This is a genomic window from Paenibacillus phocaeensis, from assembly GCF_900021165.1.
GTDB classification, from domain to species: domain Bacteria; phylum Bacillota; class Bacilli; order Paenibacillales; family Paenibacillaceae; genus Fontibacillus; species Fontibacillus phocaensis.
The window spans coordinates 112,127-128,889 of record NZ_FCOQ01000013.1; the positions used below are offsets into that span (position 1 = coordinate 112,127).

A 16,763-nucleotide genomic window follows, 5' to 3' on the forward strand; every position below is an offset into this window, starting at 1 on the left:
AGAGCCGAGATGAACAACGATTACTTAGACCCGATTAACGCGCTGAATATGCCGGAAATCGCCGATATGACCTTCGCTACGGACTTCCTGATGCGAGCCAAGGAAGGCGTGCGCAATATCGCGATCGCCCTGACGGAGACCGCCTCGCCCGAAGCCCGGATTTTGCTGCGCAACTTGCTCAGGCAAGGCATCGCCATGCATCAGGAAATTACCGAATTGATGATGCGCAAAAAATGGTTCCATCCCTATGAATTAACCGAGCAATATCAGTTGGACCAGCTCTCGGCCAAGAATACCCTCCTGATCGGACAAATGGATTTATTTCCTGCGGACACGCGCCGGATCGGCATGTTCGACCGGACGCCGGACGAGCATCTGGAGGGAAGCCAAGCATGAAGGCCGTAACTTATCAGGGACTGAAAAACGTAACCGTCAAAGAGGTGCCGGATCCGAAGATCGAAAAGCCCGACGACATGATTGTCAAAATCACCAGCACAGCGATCTGCGGCTCGGACCTTCACTTAATCCACGGGATGATTCCGAATCTGGAGGAGGACTATATCATCGGCCATGAACCGATGGGGATCGTGGAGGAGGTCGGCCCCGAGGTGACCCATCTCAAGAAGGGAGATCGGGTTATTATCCCGTTTACGATCGCTTGCGGGGAATGTTTCTTTTGTAAAAACCATTTGGAGAGCCAATGCGACAACGCCAACGAACACGGCGATATGGGCGCTTACTTCGGTTATTCCGGCAATACGGGCGGATATCCCGGCGGGCAGGCCGAGTATCTGCGCGTGCCGTACGCAAACTTTACTCACTTTAAAATCCCGGAGAATTGCGAGCAGCCGGACGAGAAGCTATCCCTCATCTCCGACGCGATGCCGACGGCTTATTGGAGCGTGGATAACGCGGGAGTGAAGGAAGGGGACACCGTGATCGTACTCGGCTGCGGGCCGATCGGACTGCTTGCGCAGAAGTTCGCCTGGCTGAAGGGGGCGAAGCGGGTCATCGCCGTCGATTACGTGGACTACCGGCTTCAGCATGCCAAGCAGACGAACAAGGTGGAGACCGTCAATTTCGAACAATACGATAACGTCGGTTCTTATCTCAAGGAAATCACCCAAGGCGGCGCGGACGTCGTCATTGATGCGGTCGGCATGGACGGAAAAATGACCAACCTGGAGTTCCTGGCCAGCGGCTTGAAGCTGCAGGGAGGAGCCATGAGCGCCCTGGTGATCGCCTCCCAGGCGGTCCGCAAAGGCGGCACGATCCAGATTACCGGTGTGTACGGCGGCCGTTATAACGGGTTTCCGCTCGGCGATATCATGCAGCGCAACGTGAATATTCGTTCCGGACAAGCCCCGGTCATTCACTATATGCCGCACATGTACGAGCTGATCTCCTCCGGCAAGGTCGATCCCGGCGACATCATCACTCATGTGATCCCGCTGGACGAAGCCAAACGCGGCTATGAAGTATTTGATACGAAAACCGACGCATGCATCAAAGTGATTTTGAAACCGTAACCCTTACGATATCCGAGCAGGAGGGAAAATCATGAATATAGCAAATCAAGCTTTGCACGAAACTTTGGAGGTCCATGAACTGGCCGCCTCCAAAACGATTGCCTTAACCAAAGCCAAAGCAATGCAGCTATTGGTCTCGGACCCCGAGCTGAAGCAAATTTTACAGCATGATGTTCAGGTTTCGACGCAGCAATTGCACAAGCTAAGCGGGCTTCTGTCCCCGGCTCCGGAAGGAGGGACAAGCCGATGAATCCGTTGTTGGAACGCTTGATGGGGTTGGACAAACTAACCGACGAAGTCGTGGCCATGGATTACTTGCTCAATGCGAAGACCTCCGTCCGAAACTACGCCATGGCCGTCACGGAGTGCGCCACGCCCGAAGTTCGGAACGTCTTGACCAAGCAGTTGGAGGAATCCATCGACGCCCACGAGATGATCATGGGGTATATGATGAAGCGCGGCTTCTATCAGCCCTACGAGGTTCAAGATCAAATCGGACGGGACCTGCAAAACATCGATATCGCGCTGAACATTCCTTCCTGAAACAACGGGATAAAGACGAAAAAGTCGATCCGGAGAGAGATTCCTGATCGACTTCTTTGTAACCGGATCAAGCTTTGAACGAAACTCCGCGCAAAACCGCGAATTAAATCGGCAGCAGCTTGACGTGATCCTGCCCTTTCAAGCCTTCTACCATGTCGTACCACGCCTGCGGTTTGTTCGGCAGCACCGTGTAATAGCGCTGCAAGAATTGCACGATCAGTTCCGTCTCCAGGCCGTCGCTGCCGCCGTCCATCGGCAGGAAGCAGAGGTCCAGTCCGCTGACCGCCTCTCCGTCATTGTTCCAGGACGGATGCACGTACGAGAAATCCAGCCGCATGTACCCGAGATGGGATAACACTTCGCGGCGCACGTACGGATCCATCGGCTTCACGCCGCCGAATTCGTGATGCTCCACCCGGTAAGGGTCGTAGATTTCCGCGACATGCCGCGCAGCTTCTTCCCGTTCGCTTCCGCCAATACGTGCAAATCGCGCAGCCGGCGATCCGCCAGGAACCGGCCGATGCCCAGCCCCGCTTGTCCAATGATCGTGAAATCGGTCATCGCCACGTTGAAGTCCTCGTAGTAGCGGTACTCCGTCGCCCCAACGACCTGGCCTTCGTGCACCGCGACGAATACGCGGATACCGGGGTCTTCCAGCGGTTCTTTCCAGAGATCGAATTCCAGCACTTCTTCCGGCGGGAACACATTTTGCATCAACTGATGCATCGATTTAAACAAAGGATCTTGGATATTCGTGATCCGGGTAAATTCCATAAGCTTATAACGCCTCCTATTCAAAATTGGGGTGGGAGAAACGGATTTCTCCATTCCATCAGTGCGGCATAATTCCGGGATTCCTCATCTTCCAGGTAATCTTTCACCACCGTGACGGGCGTGCGGCCGCAGCGCAGCAGGAAGGTGATCACCGGATCCTTCAGCTCGCCGCTCACCACGGCGTTCAGGTATTCCTCCGCCGTCATCTCCGCTGCGTGCTTATGGTAGCCCGGCATTCTCCCGCCGCCCAGCAAGCGCTGGAGGCCCTGGTGAACCACCAGCTCGTACATGGACAACATCAGCCACTTGCCCAGGCCCCATTGCCGGTAAGCCGGACGCACGCCGATGTCCACGACGTACAGCGTATTCCCATCAGGGCGGTGGTTGCGAATATACCCGTTGTCGGTGATCTCCGCCCAGGAGTGCTCTGGCTTACCGGGGTCGAAATCGACCTTAAGCGCAGTCATCGAACCGGCCAGCTCCCCGTTCACTTCAACGCACAACGCGCCTTCCGGGAACAGCCGCACATGGTTGCTCAGTTGCTCCTCATTCCACCATAATTCCGAGGGAAAAGGAGGCGGAAAGCTCTCCTGCTGAATGCGGATCAACCCCGGAAAATCCTTCTCTTCGTAATTCCGAATCACAGCCGGAACAGGCCGGCCTTGATCAAACACGTACCACTCTTTGCGATACATCGTGTCTCGCCTCCACGGACTGCCTGCGTTCTTCTTGGTCTTGGTTTAGTTCCAGTCGGTGTACAAATCCGTCCGCCGATCCCGCCAGGTCGTGACGGAGCCTTTCTCGCGAACCTGGTAGAGCAACTCCAAATCCAGGTCGGCGGTCACGATCATATCGTCGTTGATCTCGCCTTCCACCAGGATGCCGCGCGGCGGAAACGGGACGTCGTTTGGCGTGATTACCGCCGCCTGCCCGAAGTTGCCCCGCATGAAATCCACCGTCGGCAGTGAACCGACCGTACCCGTGGTGACGATGTACACCTGGTTCTCGACCGCTCTTGCATGACAGCAATAGCGAACCCGATGGAAGCCATGGCGGTCGTCCGTGCAGGATGGACAGAAAATGACGTCCGCGCCTTTGGCTTTCGCCATCCGGACGATCTCCGGAAACTCGATGTCATAGCAGGTCAACATGGCGATGTTGCCCTTCTCGGTTTCGAACACCTCCAGGCCGTCGCCGGGCGTCATATTCCACTCCGTCACTTCGGTAGGGGTAATATGCAGCTTGGCCTGCTCCGCGATTCTCCCGTCGGGATAGAACAGATGAGCCACGTTGTACAACCGATCGCCTTTGCGCAGCACATGCGTCCCGCCGATGATATGCATCCCCGTCTGCCGGGCCAACCCGCTGAACAGGGTGCGATATTGCTCCGTAAAGTCCGGCAGTTCCCCGATGGTCAGCGCTCGGCCGTCCGACGATCCGATGGACATCAGCTGCGTGGTGAAAAACTCGGGAAACAGCACGAAATCCGCGCTGAACTCCTCTGCGGTCTTGATATAATGTTCGGCCTGACGGGCGAACTCGTCGAAGCTGCCAATAGTGTGCAGATGATATTGGACAGCGGAAACTCTTAATTTCATGGGGATCCCCTTTCTTGTTCCCAAGATGCTCAGATCGGCGAAAAGTCCGCCTTCGTAAATTTCATCATAAAGTCAGGAAGAATGCAATTCCCGGATATTCTACACTAGCCCAAGTCCCTTCATAACATAAGGACGGACAATGTCGATCAAAGTATCAATTCGATGATTATCCCCTACCGTTAACCAATCATGTGCAGCTCCGTAAATCGCTGAGCTTGTTATGGCCGAGAGAATGGTTATATGCTGGCGGTCCTTCCCGTGGTGATCCGCTCTTGAATAGATATTTTCAATGAGTTGCTGCAACATCTCCCTTACCTTGTTATCGACAAGCGTAGCAAACGTTTTGGAGTCCATTCTGCATTTCTGGTAAAACTCTACGATGTATCCGTGGGTCAGCAGAATCAATTGGTCGCATATCTCCGCGGTAAATTCCCGTGCATTCCTGACTTGTTCAGGGATCATCTCGCGAAAAGCCTGTTCTGTGGTCGCTTCAAGCAAAGCGTATTTATCTTCATAATGAGCGTAAAAGGTGGCTCGATTTATCGTCGCCTTATGGGCGATATCTTTGATGGAGATTGCATCGAATCCTTTCATACGCAATAACTCCCTGAATGCTTCATGAATTAACTGCTGTGTGCGCAGAACCCTTGGATCATGCATATTTACCATAGCTGAATCCCCTTCTATAAACATCAAATTTGGACATGTGTTGTCTATGCGACTTTCTGTGGAATCTGCCGGTTGAAACGGGACTAGAGCCGTACTATTATCGTAACAAACTTATGTTGTTTAAACCACAAGTGACTGATTGGCTGAAAGGAAGGGATCCATTGAGCACTAAAAAAAGCAGGCTTTTGATTTTCGGCGCTGGTGTGATCGGCAGTGCGTACGCACTCCGATTCGCACAGTACGGACAGGACGTAACCGTGCTGGCACGCGGTAAGAGACTGGATACTCTGAAAAGGAACGGGTTGCAATACGACGATAATGGAACGGTAAGAAAGATAATCATCCAGACAATAGATAAGCTTGAAGACGACGATATTTATGATTTTATCTTTGTTCCGGTACGATATGATCAAGCCGAATCTGCATTGACCGCAATCCAAAATAATCAGAGCAAAACCATTGTCACCTTGACCAACACCGTAGGATATGACAGCTGGCTTGAAATCTTGGGGGACCGGTTACTCCCTGGATTTCCGGGTGCGGGTGGAGATATCAAAGAGGATGTTTTATATGCCCAATTCGGTTCCGAGAAACATCAAGGCACCTTTTTTGGCGAAATAAATGGATTGACGACCGGAAGAGTGAAAGAGCTTGCCAACCTATTGGAGTCGGTGGATTTGCATTATGAAATCCAAAAAGATATTCAGGCATTCCATATTTCGCATGCTGCGTTGGCTATCGTCAACAAGCATTTTTATGCAAAGGACGGAATGGTGGATATAGAGACAGCAAGAAGTGAGAGCATTCTAGGCAAGATAGCTGCAGATATTAAACAAAACATTCGTCGGGTAGAGCTAGCCGGAATTCCAGTGATCCCAATCGAAACGAAGGCATGGGGAGAATTGCCGGACAGTGAAATCATTTCCCGTTATCGCCAGATGCTGAGCAACGACTTTATCATTGATGTAAAGCTCGGGAACCATGCCGTTAGCCAAAAGGCGGAAATCATGATGTTGGATGAGGCATTTCATCATCGTACGTAGCCTTAGATGCAATGTCCTTTTCTATTTGTGGTATAATAGCCACTGGCATAAGCGAGGGGAATGAAGTTCACTTCGTTTGATGCGGGTGGGAGAGGGATATTTTGAAAGTGTGATTGATTCATGAAAGGAGTATTTAAGCTTAAGCAACACCAAACGAATGTGAGAAAAGAGCTCGTTGCAGGATTGACCTCTTTCTTCTCCATTGTGTACATTATCGCCGTCAACGCCAATATCCTGAAGGATGCGGGGATTCCGCTGGAGGCGGGCATCCTGGCCACCGTGCTGTCTTCGCTTGTCGGCTGTTTATTGGTTGCGTTTGTGGCGAACGCACCGCTGATTCTTGTCCCCGGCATGGGGATCAACGCCTTGTTTACCTATACGATTGTGGGTTCGATGGGGCTCAGCTACCAGGAAGCCTTAGGCGCAACGGTGCTGGCGGGCATCCTGTTCGTTGTAGTCGCCTTTACGGGCTTGTCGTCCCTGATCTCCAGGGCCATTCCGTCTTCCCTGAAGGAATCTATCTCCGTGGGAATCGGTCTGTTCATCGCCTTTATCGGCCTGCAGAAGAGCGGCATCGTCACCGGAAACACCAGCCACTTTGTGGCGCTCGGCGACTTATCGGCCCCGTTGGTACTGGCTTCGATCCTCAATCTGGTGCTGACGCTGTTCCTGTTCTTGAAGAAGGTTCCCGGGAATTTTCTCATCAGCATCATTGCAGGAACGCTGGTTGCCTGGTTGTTCGGGATCGTTGATTTGGGGGCGTTCGCCTCAGAGCCGGTTTCCTTCCAAAGCTACGCCAATGTCGCGATGAGTGCGGATTTCCGCCATATGGCCAGCATTCCGTTCTTGACGGCCAGCTTCTCGCTGGTCCTGGTATTGGTCTTCGAAAATATCGGGCTCGTTCACTCTCAAGTCGACGGCATGCTGCAGGCTCCGGAGAAGAACGGGAAATCGCTGAAAGCCGTATCGATTTCCGCAGCGGCTTGCGGACTTCTGGGCACCAGCCCAACGGTCTCGACGGTCGAAACTGCGGCCGGCATTACCGCAGGCGGCAGAACCGGATTAACCTCGGTAACGACCGGATTGTTGTTCCTGGGCTCTCTGTTCTTCATGCCCTTGATCAAAATCATCCCGGACGCTGCCATCGCTCCGATCCTGATCATCATCGGCGGACTGATGCTGACGAATATCACGAAGATCGATTTCAGCGATTTTACCGAGGCGTTTCCCGCGTTTCTCGTCATTCTGATGATTCCTTTAACGTATAGCATTGTTGACGGTATCGCTTTTGGCTTTATCGCGTATCCGCTGCTCAAGATGTTTTCCAAGAAGCGGGAACAGCTGTCGGTCTCTATGTTCGTCATCTCGTTCCTGTTCCTGGCCAACTTTCTGCTGCAGTCGGTTCTATAGAAGAGAACCAAAGGGCGCCCTCTCGGGTGCCCTTATTTGAGTTATCCTTGCAGAGATTTCACCAACTCCGAGAGACACTGAATATAAGCCATCAGCTCCGCGATGCCTTGATACTGTCTTACGAGCTTCTGGTTGAGCTTCTCAAGAGCAAGCTGGAAGGAACGATCGATTTTGGACAAATTGGACTTCTCTACCTCCTGCAAAATGTCCCGAAGGTTCTCGATATAATAAATCGTTTGGCGCAAACTGCTGATCACCAGGATCTTCCGCAATTCGGAAACGGAGAAGATCCGATATCCGCTCCCCGGGTGCCGCGTCGAGGTGATCAACCCCTCCTTCTCCCAATGCCGAATCGCCGAGGGATTCACCCCCGCCAGCTCAGCCACCTTCCCGATCGTCATCGCATCGGTCAGCCTTCGATTCTTGTAGGAGCTGAAATCCGCTTGCCGGATCAGGTTCAACAGCTCTTCCACCCGCTGCTTCTCTTCCTGAACCCGATACAATTGAGAGTTGAGCAGCCACAGCGCTTCCGTGACGCTTCCCTGCTTGATTTTTCGCATCACCTCATAAGCTACAGGAATGTCGTAACCGGCGAGCAACGACCGGATCACGGTAAAGGCCCGAAGATGAACGATCGTATAAATTCGATGGTTGCTCTCCGTTCTCCGAACCTCCGGGACCAGCCCTTGTTCTTCATATCTCCTTAACGTGGTTGTGCTTACGTTCAGGCGTTCCGCAATTTGTGCCGGCGTATAAACTTCTTGCATCAACCCCACTCCCTCCGCTTAAAGTAAAACCTTGAAGTGCTACGTTAACCTTATATCGTTACTGCCATCATACCATCGAGGATTTGCTGCGCCAAACCGGAAGCTTGCATGAATGTTATATGCTGAAGATATCACATGGAAGGGAGCGATCCGAATGCATCAATCCAAGGCCGTCACCTTAGCTGACGGTTCGACGTTGGAAGTCAGCCTCACCGGGAAACCCGGCGGCCAAATCATCATGCTGCCTGTAGCCAAAAAATCCGTATACGGCCAGGAAGCGGAAAGTCTCAAAATGTGGGGCGTCGATCCCGAGTTGGGCAAGCACTTCGTAGAAGGCTTGTCCGATCTGTTCCAGGTCCTGCATTTTGATTATGAGGGGCACCGATTTCAGCATCCCCAGCCCGACCTGTTGACTCCGGAGTACCTCGCGCACGATTTCTTGCACATCGCCGATGAAATGGGGATCCCGACGTTCAGTTATTACGGCTATTCCTGGCTGGCTCTGGCCGGCTTACAGCTGGCGATTCGGACAAGCCGGCTGGAGAGCTTGATCATGGGGGGATTCCCGCCCTTGGAAGGCCCCTACCGGGAGATGTTGACGGTCACCGCCAAAACCTATGAACAGGCGCTGCAGCCGCCCTCATTTCCTTCCCCTCAGGAACAAATGCAGGACCTTGACCGCCCGGAAGCCTTCGACTGGGATCAGGTTCAGGTCGCCCTTGATCCAAGGCAATCCAAACAATTTCTAACCCTGTACCAAAGCTTAGTCGAATTCGACGACACCTCCGTACAAGACCAATTGCAGTTGCCCAAGCTTACCTTCGCCGGCGAAGCGGACCGAATCGAGTATGGCGAGAATTTTGGGGGCGTGACCATCGATATCGCCGGGACGTTACGCAAGAACGAACAAACCTTGCGCGAGCTCGGATGGAATGTGGTGCTTTTACCGGGGAAAGATATGGACCACACGAAGGCCATGCAGCCCGAAATCGTGCTGCCTCTCATGAAGCCTTGGTTAGCCGCGAATGTGTTGAAATAAATAAAAAAGAGCTAAGCGCGGGTTTACGCTGCTTAGCTCTTTGGGGTTTTAGGATAGATGATTTAGGATACCGAAACGGCTTGCTTGGTCTCCGTTAATCCAAGCGTCTGTGCAGTGGCCTGATGAAGAGTACGGAAGAGTTCCGGGTTCTCTGCCAGCGTCAATCCGTACGAAGGAATCATCTCTTTGATCTTCGGCTTCCAGGCTTCGAGCTGCTGCGGGAAGCATCTCTCGATGACCTCCAGCATGACGTGAACCGCGGTCGAAGCCCCCGGGGAAGCGCCCAGCAAGGCGGCAATCGAGCCATCGGCGGCGCTGACTACCTCGGTGCCGAATTGCAGCGTGCCTTTCCCGCCTTCCACCGTATCCTTAATGACTTGTACGCGCTGGCCGGCGACGAGCAGATCCCAATCTTCGCTCTTGGCCCCCGGCACAAAATCCCGCAATTCCTCCATCCGTTGTTCCTTGGACAACATCAGTTGCTGAACCAGATACTTGGTTAACGACATCTCTTTCACTCCCGCCGCGAGCATCGTGAGCAGGTTATGCGGCTTGACGGAAGTGATGAGATCAAGCATCGAGCCGGTCTTCAGGAACTTCGGCGAAAAGCCGGCAAACGGCCCGAACAGCAGCGCCTTCTGATTGTCGATAAACCGGGTGTCCAGATGCGGAACCGACATTGGCGGAGCCCCAACCGATGCTTTGCCATAGACTTTGGCATGGTGCTGCTCGACGACTTCCGGATTGTTGCATACCATAAACAGTCCGCTGACGGGGAAGCCGCCGATCCGCTTCCCTTCCGGGATGCCGGATTTCTGCAGCAGGTGCAAGCTGCCGCCGCCGGCGCCGATGAAGACAAACTTGGCCGTATGGCGCTGCGTAACGCCGCTGCTCAGGTCCTTCACGATTAATTCCCACAATCCGTCCGGCGTCCGCTTCAACTTCTTCACGCTATGCTTGTAGCGGATATCCACCTGCTGTTCCTTCAAATGATCCAGCAGCATCCGCGTCAGGGTCCCGAAATTCACGTCCGTCCCCGTATCGATCTTCGTTGCCGCGATCGGCTCGTAGTTCTTCCGTTCCTTCATCATCAACGGAACCCATTCTCTCAGTTGCCCCGGATCGTCGGAGAACTCCATCCCCTGGAACAAAGGATGCGCGGACAACGCCTCATAACGTCTTCTCAGAAATTCGACATTCTGCTCCCCGCGCACATAGCTCATATGAGGCAGCGGCATGATGAAATCCTGCGGATTTCGAATCAGCTGGCGCTGGACCAGATAGGACCAGAACTGCCTGGAAATCTGGAACTGTTCATTCACTTTGATCGCTTTGCTAATATCGACGGTTCCGTCCGGCCGCTCGGTCGTATAATTCAATTCACACAAGGCGGCATGACCCGTTCCCGCATTATTCCATTCGTTTGAGCTTTCCTCCCCTGCCCGGGCAAGTTGTTCAAACACCGTAATGTTCCAGTCCGGCGCCAATTCTTTCAGCAGGGTTCCCAACGTCGCACTCATAATTCCGGCACCAATCAAAATAACGTCTGTACTTGTTTGTCCGTGATTCATGTTTACCGTCCCTTATACCCTTATTTTGCTGAAAGGATGTAAGCGCTCTCGAATTGATCTCGCTTCGAGTCTCGAGACGAGCCGGCCCACATCTTTTCCGTAAAGATTGATTTGATTTAAGTGTATCAACAATACTGAGGGATTGAAATATTAATTTCTTAGATATTAATAATTGATTTTTTTAAGCCATCCAAAAAGAACTTATCGGGTATGCCCGCTGAAATTACCCTTTTTCGATATATACATCTCATTTATTAATAAATATTTATTGATTATCGATAAAAAACATGGTAAATTAACTTCGACACTAATCCCACGCGAGGTGCTATGTTGAGATGAAACGTGAACAAAGCTCTACCCTATTCTTAAGGGGCGTCGTATTTCTGATGGGGATCGCGATCCTTGCCGTCTGTGCGCTAGGGGTACCTGCCATAGCCAAGGAGTTGATCGAGTATTATCCCCCCTATCTCTACCTGACCTTGCTCATTCCCATGTATGCTTCGGCTATTCCGTTCTTCTATGCGCTGTATCAGACGTTGAAGCTGTTAGGTTATATCGATAACAATACGGCTTTCTCCGAGGCCTCGGTGAAGGCCCTGAAGAGCATTCGAAATTGCGCGGTCGCCATCTGTATTTTATATGCGGTTATCCTGCCGATCCTGTTCCTCATCGCGGAGAAGGACGATGCCCCGGGACTTGCCGCCCTCGGACTGGTCATCTGCTTCGCTTCTCTGGTCATTGCCGTCTTTGCGGCCGTGCTTCAGAGGCTCTTGAGAAATGCGATCGACATCAAATCGGAAAACGATTTAACGATCTGAGGTGAGAGAATCCATGGCCATAGTTATCAATATCGACGTCATGCTGGCAAAGCGGAAGATGAGTGTCACGGAGCTCTCGGAGAAGGTCGGCATTACCATGGCCAACCTGTCCGTTCTAAAAAACGGGAAGGCCAAGGCGATTCGATTCTCCACCTTGGAGGCGATTTGCAAGGCGCTGGACTGTCAGCCCGGAGATCTCATGGAGTATCGGAACGATGAGGAGTAGCCTGAGTCGGTATGCAGACAAAGGGGTGATGCGTCAAGGCGAACGCTTCGAGCAGGCCTTTCGGCAGTTGGTTCGTTTCGGCTGGCAGCAAGCGCTATCCTGCGTATTCCCGGTAGTGATCTTTGCCTCGCTGGCATTAACGCAGTTCATCCCGTTGCCTTGGCTCCCCCGCTACGATTGGCTGCTGCTGATCTGCCTCGCCATGCAGGTCTGGATGGTGCGCTCGGGATTGGAGACCCGCGACGAACTGAAGGTGATCACGGTCTTCCACTTGATCGGCTTGGCGCTGGAGCTGTTCAAGGTTCATATGGGGTCCTGGTCCTATCCGGAGGAAGGCTGGACGAAAGTGAACGGCGTCCCGCTCTACAGCGGATTTATGTACGCCAGTGTGGCCAGTTACCTGTGCCAGGCCTGGAGACGGCTGAAGGTGGATCTGGTTGGCTTTCCCCCGCTCTGGCTGGTCGTCCCGCTGGCCGCCTCCATTTACCTGAATTTCTTCACTCATCATTATTGGATCGATGTTCGGTGGTGGCTGTCGGCACTGGTGCTGATCGTCTTCTGGCGAACTTGGGTCACCTATGAGGTCGGCGGCAAGCCCTACCGGATGCCGTTATCCCTCTCCTTTGTGCTGATCGGCTTCTTCATCTGGATCGCGGAGAATGTGGCCACGTTCTTCAGTGCCTGGAGGTACCCGAATCAATCCGACGGCTGGCACCTCGTTCATCTTGGCAAGATCAGCTCCTGGCTGCTGCTCGTCATCATCAGCTTCCTGATCGTCGCCGCGCTGAAGCGGGTCAAAGGGCGGAGAACCTAGCAAGAGGCCATCCTGCCGGATGGCCTCTTCCCTTTAACTCTTCTTCACCAAGGTGGGACCGACATTAGAGATGGGTCTGCTCAAGAGGGGCGTGAGTTGCCTTCTCCTTGCGTTTTCTTATCGCATGCAATCCGAACAGGAGAATGAACCACAGCGGTGTCAGCAACAGGGCCGGACGGGTCTCCTCCGCAAACAGCATGATCAGCAAAATGGCCGCAAACATCACGAGGACCGCATAATTGACAAACGGCGTAAACGGAGCCTTAAAAGTCGACTTGGCCCGCAGCTCCGGCCCCGTACGCTGATAACGAATATGGCACACGAGCACCACGCCCCACACCCAAATAAAGCAGATGGCGCTAATCGTCGTCACGATGCCGAAGGCTTGCCCCGGAATCAGCTTGCTTAACAGCGCCCCTACGGAGATCACCAGCGTGGATATCAACAGCGCGTTGCCGGGCACATGGTTTTTGTTCAATTTCGCCATCCCGGAGGGAGCCTGCTTGTTCTTACTTAAGTTATAGAGGATCCGGCTGGTCGAGAACATCCCACTGTTACAAGCGGATGCGGCCGAAGTCAAGACGACGAAGTTAATGATCCCCGCGGCAATCGGAATGCCGACCAGACTAAACGTCTTCACGAACGGGCTCTCCGCCGGAGTCAGCCCCGTCCAGGGGTTAATGCATAAGAGGGCGATCAAGGCGCCAACGTAGAAGAATAAAATGCGCAGCGGAATTTTATTAATGGCCGACGGGATATTTTTCTCCGGATTGGACGTTTCTGCCGCCGACACCCCTACCAGCTCCACGCCGACATAGGCGAACACGACCATTTGGAAGGAGAGCAGGAACCCTTGGATTCCGTTGGGAAAGAGGCCGCCATGTCCCCATATGTTCTTCGCCGTCACGGTCCCCGCATCCGTCTTGAATCCGATGACCAGCAAAACGACGCCAAGGGCGATCAAGACGAGAATCGTGACGACTTTGATTAAGGCAAACCAAAATTCCAATTCGCCGAAGTTTTTCACCGTCAACAGGTTAAGTCCCAGCAGAATGATCAAGCAGACGACCGCCGGAACCCATTGCGGGATATCGAACCAATACTGAACGTAGACCCCTACCGCAATCACATCGGCCATGGCCGTCATGATCCAGCAAAACCAATAGGTCCATCCGGTAACGAACGCGGCCCGCGGCCCCAGATAGTCTTCGGCAATGTCCGTAAACGATTGATAGCCGGCTTTGGACAACAGCAGCTCTCCCAGCGCACGCATCACAAAGAACACGGCGATCCCCACAAGGAAATAAGCAAAAATGATCGACGGCCCGGCCAGTTGAATCGCTTTGCCCGAACCAAGGAACAATCCCGTCCCAATCGTACCGCCGATGGCGATCAGCTGAACATGCCGATTCGCTAAATCCCTCTTTAATTCCTGTTGTGCCATACCTGATTCCCCCTTAAAATTATGAGCTTCCTCATGTGAAATAATGAACAAAGTAAGCGTAAAAAAAAGGAGACTGGATGCCCTCCAATCTCCGGAACGTAAAAGAATAAATAGGACTTGGCATACTAGGCGAATCGCCTGCCAAATCAACGTATTTAGACTCTTCTGTCCTTTTGCCTGAGATTGTGAACCCTTCGGCGCCGCGGAATCGCGGTCTCTCCAGAAGCTGCTCCGGCTATAGTGTGATCCATAGCCATCATAGCTTGCGAATATTCGATTTTTTCAAATACTACTCCCTGACAAATGCTTTGTCAATAACCTGTGTTACCCCGTCTCAGAACGGATTGGTCGCAATAAAGCTGGCCGTCTTCACATACACGCGTTGGCTGAGTTTCAATTGGTTCACGATGAACTCCGCCAAATCTTCCGCTTGAATGAATTTCGATTCGTTGTTGTCCTTGATCAGGTTCAAGTCCAGCGCCAGATCGGTGGCCACCGTACTCGGGGTTAACGCCGAGACCCGGATGTTATTGCGGCGCACCTCTTGGGCGAGCGACTCCGTAAATCCGATCACGGCGAATTTCGAGGCGCTGTAGGCGCTCGAGGTCGCTGCCCCGTTCAGGCCGTTCGTCGAGGAGATATTGATGATGTCTCCGCTATTTTTCTCGACCAGTTGAGGCAATACCGCACGGGTGACATAATAGGTACCCAGTACGTTCGTATCCAGAATGCTCTTCCATTCGGCCGGATCCATCTCCAGCACCGTTCCGAATGTGGCAATCCCCGCGTTATTAATCAAAATATCTGCCGGACCCAGCTCTTGCTTCAACGTTTCAACTGCAGTCTCCACTTGTTCCTTCGAGGCGATATCCGCGGCCGCATAAGCGACCTTGACTCCCCGTCCCTGCAACTCGGCTGCCACCTCTTTCAACGTGGACTCCGTTCTTGCGATCAAACCTACGTTTACGCCTTCTTTGGCTAATGCCGCGGCCGTTGCTTTTCCGATTCCTCTTGCTGCCCCGGTAATGATCGCGACTTTGCCTGTTAAAGATTGTGCCATTTCAGTAAGCCCCTCTCTATTGTGGTCTTTCACTCCTCCCTTATTATACCGTAACCGGACCGGCTGACGTAAATGCCAAGAAACCCGTTGACTTAAACCATGGTTTAAGTCGTATCATAGTCATGTCGACAAGAAGCCTTAGGTTGGGGGGCCTCCAACGTGAAGTACTATACCATTGGCGAAGCATCAGCCAAGTACCATATTCCGGAATCCACTTTGCGTTATTATGAGAAAAAAGGACTGCTCCCGTTCATCGAACGGGACGAAGCCGGCAGAAGATTATTTTCGGAACGTCAATTGGCGCTGCTTCAAATCGTGATTTGCCTGAAGACCACCAATATGCCCATCAGCGGCATTAAGCAATATATGGAATGGGTCGTCGAGGGCGATACCTCGATCGAGAACCGGCTCGACATGCTGGTGAAGCATAAGCAGAACGTGTTGGACGAGATGGAGTTAATGAAGGAGCACCTGCAAGAGATTGAGGAGAAGATCAAACGTTATCATAAACAACTCGAGGAGGAAAGAACATGAATCTTTCAGGAAATACGATATTGATTACCGGCGGCGGCTCGGGAATTGGGCTGGCAATTGCCGAAAGATTTGCGCAGGCCGGAAATACCGTCATCGTCTGCGGCCGACGGGAGAGCGTACTTCAGCAAGCTCGAGAACAAGTCCCGGGCTTAATCCCCCGGGTATGCGACTTGGAGGTGGAACGTGAGCGCCTGGCGTTGTTCGATTGGGTGACGACAAACTATCCGGACGTGAATGTGCTGGTCAATAATGCCGGCATCCAGCTGCGCTATAACCTGCTCAAAGCGGACGCCAGAGACCGCTGGCATGACTACAGCAAGGAGATTGCCACGAATATTGAGGCGCCTGTCCATTTGTCCATGTTGTTTGCCCCTTATTTTGCACAAAAAGAACCGGCGGCCATTCTGAACGTCACCTCCGGCCTGGCATTTACCCCCTTTGCGATTGCCCCGGTATATTCGGCAACCAAAGCGGCGCTTCACTCCTTCACCATGAGCTTAAGACATCAATTATCCGGCACCTCGGTTGATGTGATTGAGATCGCCCCGCCGGCGGTGAACACGGATCTGGGAGGTTCCGGGCTGCATACGCACGGAGAGCCGCTGGACGCCTTCGCGGACGGAATTTTCAAGGAGTTGGCCGAGGGCAAGAAGGAAATCGGGTACGGTTCCTCAGCAGCGCGCCTGCGCATGTCCCGGGACGAAATCGACGAGTATACGGAGAAGCTGTATCAAGCCACGAAAGATTCTATTGAGTCATGAGGGGAATACGTAAAAAGAAGCAGGGGGGCTCCGCTGTCATCTCGGATGACTTTTGGGTCCCCCTTTCTACCCGAAGCCATGCAGTTTTCTCGGCCCAGTACCGCACCTATTTGTGCGCCTGTTCCGGTTGCCCCTCGAGCGCCAATCGATTAGTCTAACCTTG

The 16,763-nt window shown here is 52.8% G+C and carries 19 protein-coding genes, 1 pseudogene and 1 riboswitch; of the genes and pseudogenes, 12 read left to right on the forward strand and 8 right to left on the reverse strand.

Going from position 1 to position 16,763, the window contains the following annotated elements:
• Positions 1 to 9 precede the first annotated feature (9 nt).
• From BN3795_RS07975 to BN3795_RS07990, 4 genes are read left to right on the forward strand one after another with little or no spacing between them, the layout of a single operon-like run.
• Positions 10 to 396 carry a spore coat protein gene (locus BN3795_RS07975; protein ID WP_068784181.1) on the forward strand — a complete coding sequence of 129 codons (387 nt, stop codon included), beginning with the start codon at positions 10 to 12 and terminating at the stop codon, positions 394 to 396.
• A complete protein-coding gene (locus BN3795_RS07980; RefSeq protein ID WP_068784182.1) occupies positions 393 to 1,529 on the forward strand; it encodes a zinc-dependent alcohol dehydrogenase in 1,137 nt (378 codons plus the stop codon). The genes BN3795_RS07975 and BN3795_RS07980 overlap by 4 nt, the downstream gene beginning before the upstream one ends.
• 31 nt (positions 1,530 to 1,560) lie before the next feature.
• The gene (locus BN3795_RS07985) at positions 1,561 to 1,779 is read left to right on the forward strand and encodes a hypothetical protein (RefSeq protein WP_068784183.1); all 219 of its coding nucleotides are present in this window, start codon (positions 1,561 to 1,563) and stop codon (positions 1,777 to 1,779) included.
• On the forward strand, positions 1,776 to 2,072 hold the full coding sequence (locus BN3795_RS07990; protein ID WP_068784184.1) for a spore coat protein: 297 nt from the start codon (positions 1,776 to 1,778) through the stop codon (positions 2,070 to 2,072). The genes BN3795_RS07985 and BN3795_RS07990 overlap by 4 nt, the downstream gene beginning before the upstream one ends.
• 103 nt (positions 2,073 to 2,175) lie before the next feature.
• Here the strand turns inward: BN3795_RS07990 and BN3795_RS07995 are convergent.
• The 4 genes and pseudogenes from BN3795_RS07995 to BN3795_RS08010 all read right to left on the reverse strand — a co-directional run bounded on the left by BN3795_RS07995 (position 2,176) and on the right by BN3795_RS08010 (position 5,113).
• Positions 2,176 to 2,846: pseudogene (locus tag BN3795_RS07995) on the reverse strand (GNAT family N-acetyltransferase).
• A gap of 20 nt (positions 2,847 to 2,866) precedes the next feature.
• Complete coding sequence (locus tag BN3795_RS08000) at positions 2,867 to 3,541, reverse strand: GNAT family N-acetyltransferase (protein ID WP_068784185.1); 675 nt, start codon at positions 3,539 to 3,541, stop codon at positions 2,867 to 2,869.
• 45 nt (positions 3,542 to 3,586) lie between these two features.
• A complete protein-coding gene (locus BN3795_RS08005; RefSeq protein ID WP_068784186.1) occupies positions 3,587 to 4,444 on the reverse strand; it encodes a carbon-nitrogen hydrolase family protein in 858 nt (285 codons plus the stop codon).
• A gap of 99 nt (positions 4,445 to 4,543) precedes the next feature.
• The gene (locus BN3795_RS08010) at positions 4,544 to 5,113 is read right to left on the reverse strand and encodes a TetR/AcrR family transcriptional regulator (RefSeq protein WP_068784187.1); all 570 of its coding nucleotides are present in this window, start codon (positions 5,111 to 5,113) and stop codon (positions 4,544 to 4,546) included.
• 161 nt (positions 5,114 to 5,274) lie between these two features.
• Here BN3795_RS08010 and BN3795_RS08015 point away from each other — a divergent pair, with 161 nt between their 5' ends.
• Positions 5,275 to 6,156, forward strand: coding sequence for a ketopantoate reductase family protein (locus tag BN3795_RS08015; protein WP_068784188.1), 882 nt, complete (start codon positions 5,275 to 5,277; stop codon positions 6,154 to 6,156).
• A 120-nt stretch (positions 6,157 to 6,276) separates the two neighbouring features.
• Positions 6,277 to 7,566 carry an NCS2 family permease gene (locus BN3795_RS08020; RefSeq protein WP_068784189.1) on the forward strand — a complete coding sequence of 430 codons (1,290 nt, stop codon included), beginning with the start codon at positions 6,277 to 6,279 and terminating at the stop codon, positions 7,564 to 7,566.
• 41 nt (positions 7,567 to 7,607) lie between these two features.
• On the opposite strand, the gene BN3795_RS08025 is transcribed toward BN3795_RS08020, so the two are convergent.
• Positions 7,608 to 8,333, reverse strand: a complete 726-nt coding sequence (locus BN3795_RS08025) for a MerR family DNA-binding transcriptional regulator (RefSeq protein ID WP_068784190.1) — start codon at positions 8,331 to 8,333, stop codon at positions 7,608 to 7,610.
• Between the two features lie 154 nt (positions 8,334 to 8,487).
• Here BN3795_RS08025 and BN3795_RS08030 point away from each other — a divergent pair, with 154 nt between their 5' ends.
• Positions 8,488 to 9,372, forward strand: coding sequence for an alpha/beta fold hydrolase (locus tag BN3795_RS08030; protein WP_068784323.1), 885 nt, complete (start codon positions 8,488 to 8,490; stop codon positions 9,370 to 9,372).
• Between the two features lie 62 nt (positions 9,373 to 9,434).
• Here BN3795_RS08030 and BN3795_RS08035 read toward each other — a convergent pair whose 3' ends face one another.
• A complete protein-coding gene (locus BN3795_RS08035) occupies positions 9,435 to 10,943 on the reverse strand; it encodes a malate:quinone oxidoreductase (RefSeq protein WP_068784191.1) in 1,509 nt (502 codons plus the stop codon).
• Positions 10,944 to 11,278: 335 nt separating this feature from the next.
• Between BN3795_RS08035 and BN3795_RS08040 the strand changes: the two genes are divergently transcribed.
• From BN3795_RS08040 to BN3795_RS08050, 3 genes are read left to right on the forward strand one after another with little or no spacing between them, the layout of a single operon-like run.
• Complete coding sequence (locus BN3795_RS08040) at positions 11,279 to 11,761, forward strand: DUF2975 domain-containing protein (protein ID WP_068784192.1); 483 nt, start codon at positions 11,279 to 11,281, stop codon at positions 11,759 to 11,761.
• A 13-nt stretch (positions 11,762 to 11,774) separates the two neighbouring features.
• Positions 11,775 to 11,987, forward strand: a complete 213-nt coding sequence (locus BN3795_RS08045; RefSeq protein ID WP_068784193.1) for a helix-turn-helix domain-containing protein — start codon at positions 11,775 to 11,777, stop codon at positions 11,985 to 11,987.
• A 28-nt stretch (positions 11,988 to 12,015) separates the two neighbouring features.
• Positions 12,016 to 12,801, forward strand: a complete 786-nt coding sequence (locus BN3795_RS08050) for a DUF817 domain-containing protein (protein ID WP_068784194.1) — start codon at positions 12,016 to 12,018, stop codon at positions 12,799 to 12,801.
• Positions 12,802 to 12,865: 64 nt separating this feature from the next.
• Here BN3795_RS08050 and BN3795_RS08055 read toward each other — a convergent pair whose 3' ends face one another.
• Together BN3795_RS08055 and BN3795_RS08060 are read right to left on the reverse strand one after the other, a co-directional pair.
• Positions 12,866 to 14,245 (reverse strand): amino acid permease, encoded by a 1,380-nt coding sequence (locus BN3795_RS08055; RefSeq protein WP_068784195.1) that lies wholly within the window; start codon positions 14,243 to 14,245, stop codon positions 12,866 to 12,868.
• A gap of 155 nt (positions 14,246 to 14,400) precedes the next feature.
• A riboswitch (glycine riboswitch) is annotated at positions 14,401 to 14,478 on the reverse strand.
• A 101-nt stretch (positions 14,479 to 14,579) separates the two neighbouring features.
• Positions 14,580 to 15,305 (reverse strand): 3-ketoacyl-ACP reductase, encoded by a 726-nt coding sequence (locus tag BN3795_RS08060; RefSeq protein ID WP_068784196.1) that lies wholly within the window; start codon positions 15,303 to 15,305, stop codon positions 14,580 to 14,582.
• A gap of 159 nt (positions 15,306 to 15,464) precedes the next feature.
• Here BN3795_RS08060 and BN3795_RS08065 point away from each other — a divergent pair, with 159 nt between their 5' ends.
• Complete coding sequence (locus BN3795_RS08065; RefSeq protein WP_068784197.1) at positions 15,465 to 15,839, forward strand: MerR family transcriptional regulator; 375 nt, start codon at positions 15,465 to 15,467, stop codon at positions 15,837 to 15,839.
• Positions 15,836 to 16,600: an SDR family oxidoreductase gene (locus tag BN3795_RS08070; protein ID WP_068784198.1), complete on the forward strand. Its 765-nt coding sequence runs from the start codon at positions 15,836 to 15,838 to the stop codon at positions 16,598 to 16,600. The genes BN3795_RS08065 and BN3795_RS08070 overlap by 4 nt, the downstream gene beginning before the upstream one ends.
• The last annotated feature ends 163 nt before the right edge of the window (positions 16,601 to 16,763 follow it).

Bases quoted from the DNA above. Each gene is read 5' to 3' on its own strand.
- BN3795_RS07980 (WP_068784182.1), top strand. From the start codon at position 393: ATGAAGGCCGTAACTTATCAGGGACTGAAAAACGTAACCGTCAAAGAG.
- BN3795_RS08060 (WP_068784196.1), bottom strand. From the start codon at position 15,305: ATGGCACAATCTTTAACAGGCAAAGTCGCGATCATTACCGGGGCAGCA.
- BN3795_RS08030 (WP_068784323.1), top strand. From the start codon at position 8,488: ATGCATCAATCCAAGGCCGTCACCTTAGCTGACGGTTCGACGTTGGAA.
- BN3795_RS08020 (WP_068784189.1), top strand. From the start codon at position 6,277: ATGAAAGGAGTATTTAAGCTTAAGCAACACCAAACGAATGTGAGAAAA.
- BN3795_RS08005 (WP_068784186.1), bottom strand. From the start codon at position 4,444: ATGAAATTAAGAGTTTCCGCTGTCCAATATCATCTGCACACTATTGGC.
- BN3795_RS07975 (WP_068784181.1), top strand. From the start codon at position 10: ATGAACAACGATTACTTAGACCCGATTAACGCGCTGAATATGCCGGAA.
- BN3795_RS07985 (WP_068784183.1), top strand. From the start codon at position 1,561: ATGAATATAGCAAATCAAGCTTTGCACGAAACTTTGGAGGTCCATGAA.
- BN3795_RS08025 (WP_068784190.1), bottom strand. From the start codon at position 8,333: ATGCAAGAAGTTTATACGCCGGCACAAATTGCGGAACGCCTGAACGTA.
- BN3795_RS08055 (WP_068784195.1), bottom strand. From the start codon at position 14,245: ATGGCACAACAGGAATTAAAGAGGGATTTAGCGAATCGGCATGTTCAG.
- BN3795_RS08050 (WP_068784194.1), top strand. From the start codon at position 12,016: ATGCGTCAAGGCGAACGCTTCGAGCAGGCCTTTCGGCAGTTGGTTCGT.
- BN3795_RS08040 (WP_068784192.1), top strand. From the start codon at position 11,279: ATGAAACGTGAACAAAGCTCTACCCTATTCTTAAGGGGCGTCGTATTT.
- BN3795_RS08010 (WP_068784187.1), bottom strand. From the start codon at position 5,113: ATGGTAAATATGCATGATCCAAGGGTTCTGCGCACACAGCAGTTAATT.
- BN3795_RS08070 (WP_068784198.1), top strand. From the start codon at position 15,836: ATGAATCTTTCAGGAAATACGATATTGATTACCGGCGGCGGCTCGGGA.
- BN3795_RS07990 (WP_068784184.1), top strand. From the start codon at position 1,776: ATGAATCCGTTGTTGGAACGCTTGATGGGGTTGGACAAACTAACCGAC.
- BN3795_RS08000 (WP_068784185.1), bottom strand. From the start codon at position 3,541: ATGTATCGCAAAGAGTGGTACGTGTTTGATCAAGGCCGGCCTGTTCCG.
- BN3795_RS08035 (WP_068784191.1), bottom strand. From the start codon at position 10,943: ATGAATCACGGACAAACAAGTACAGACGTTATTTTGATTGGTGCCGGA.
- BN3795_RS08045 (WP_068784193.1), top strand. From the start codon at position 11,775: ATGGCCATAGTTATCAATATCGACGTCATGCTGGCAAAGCGGAAGATG.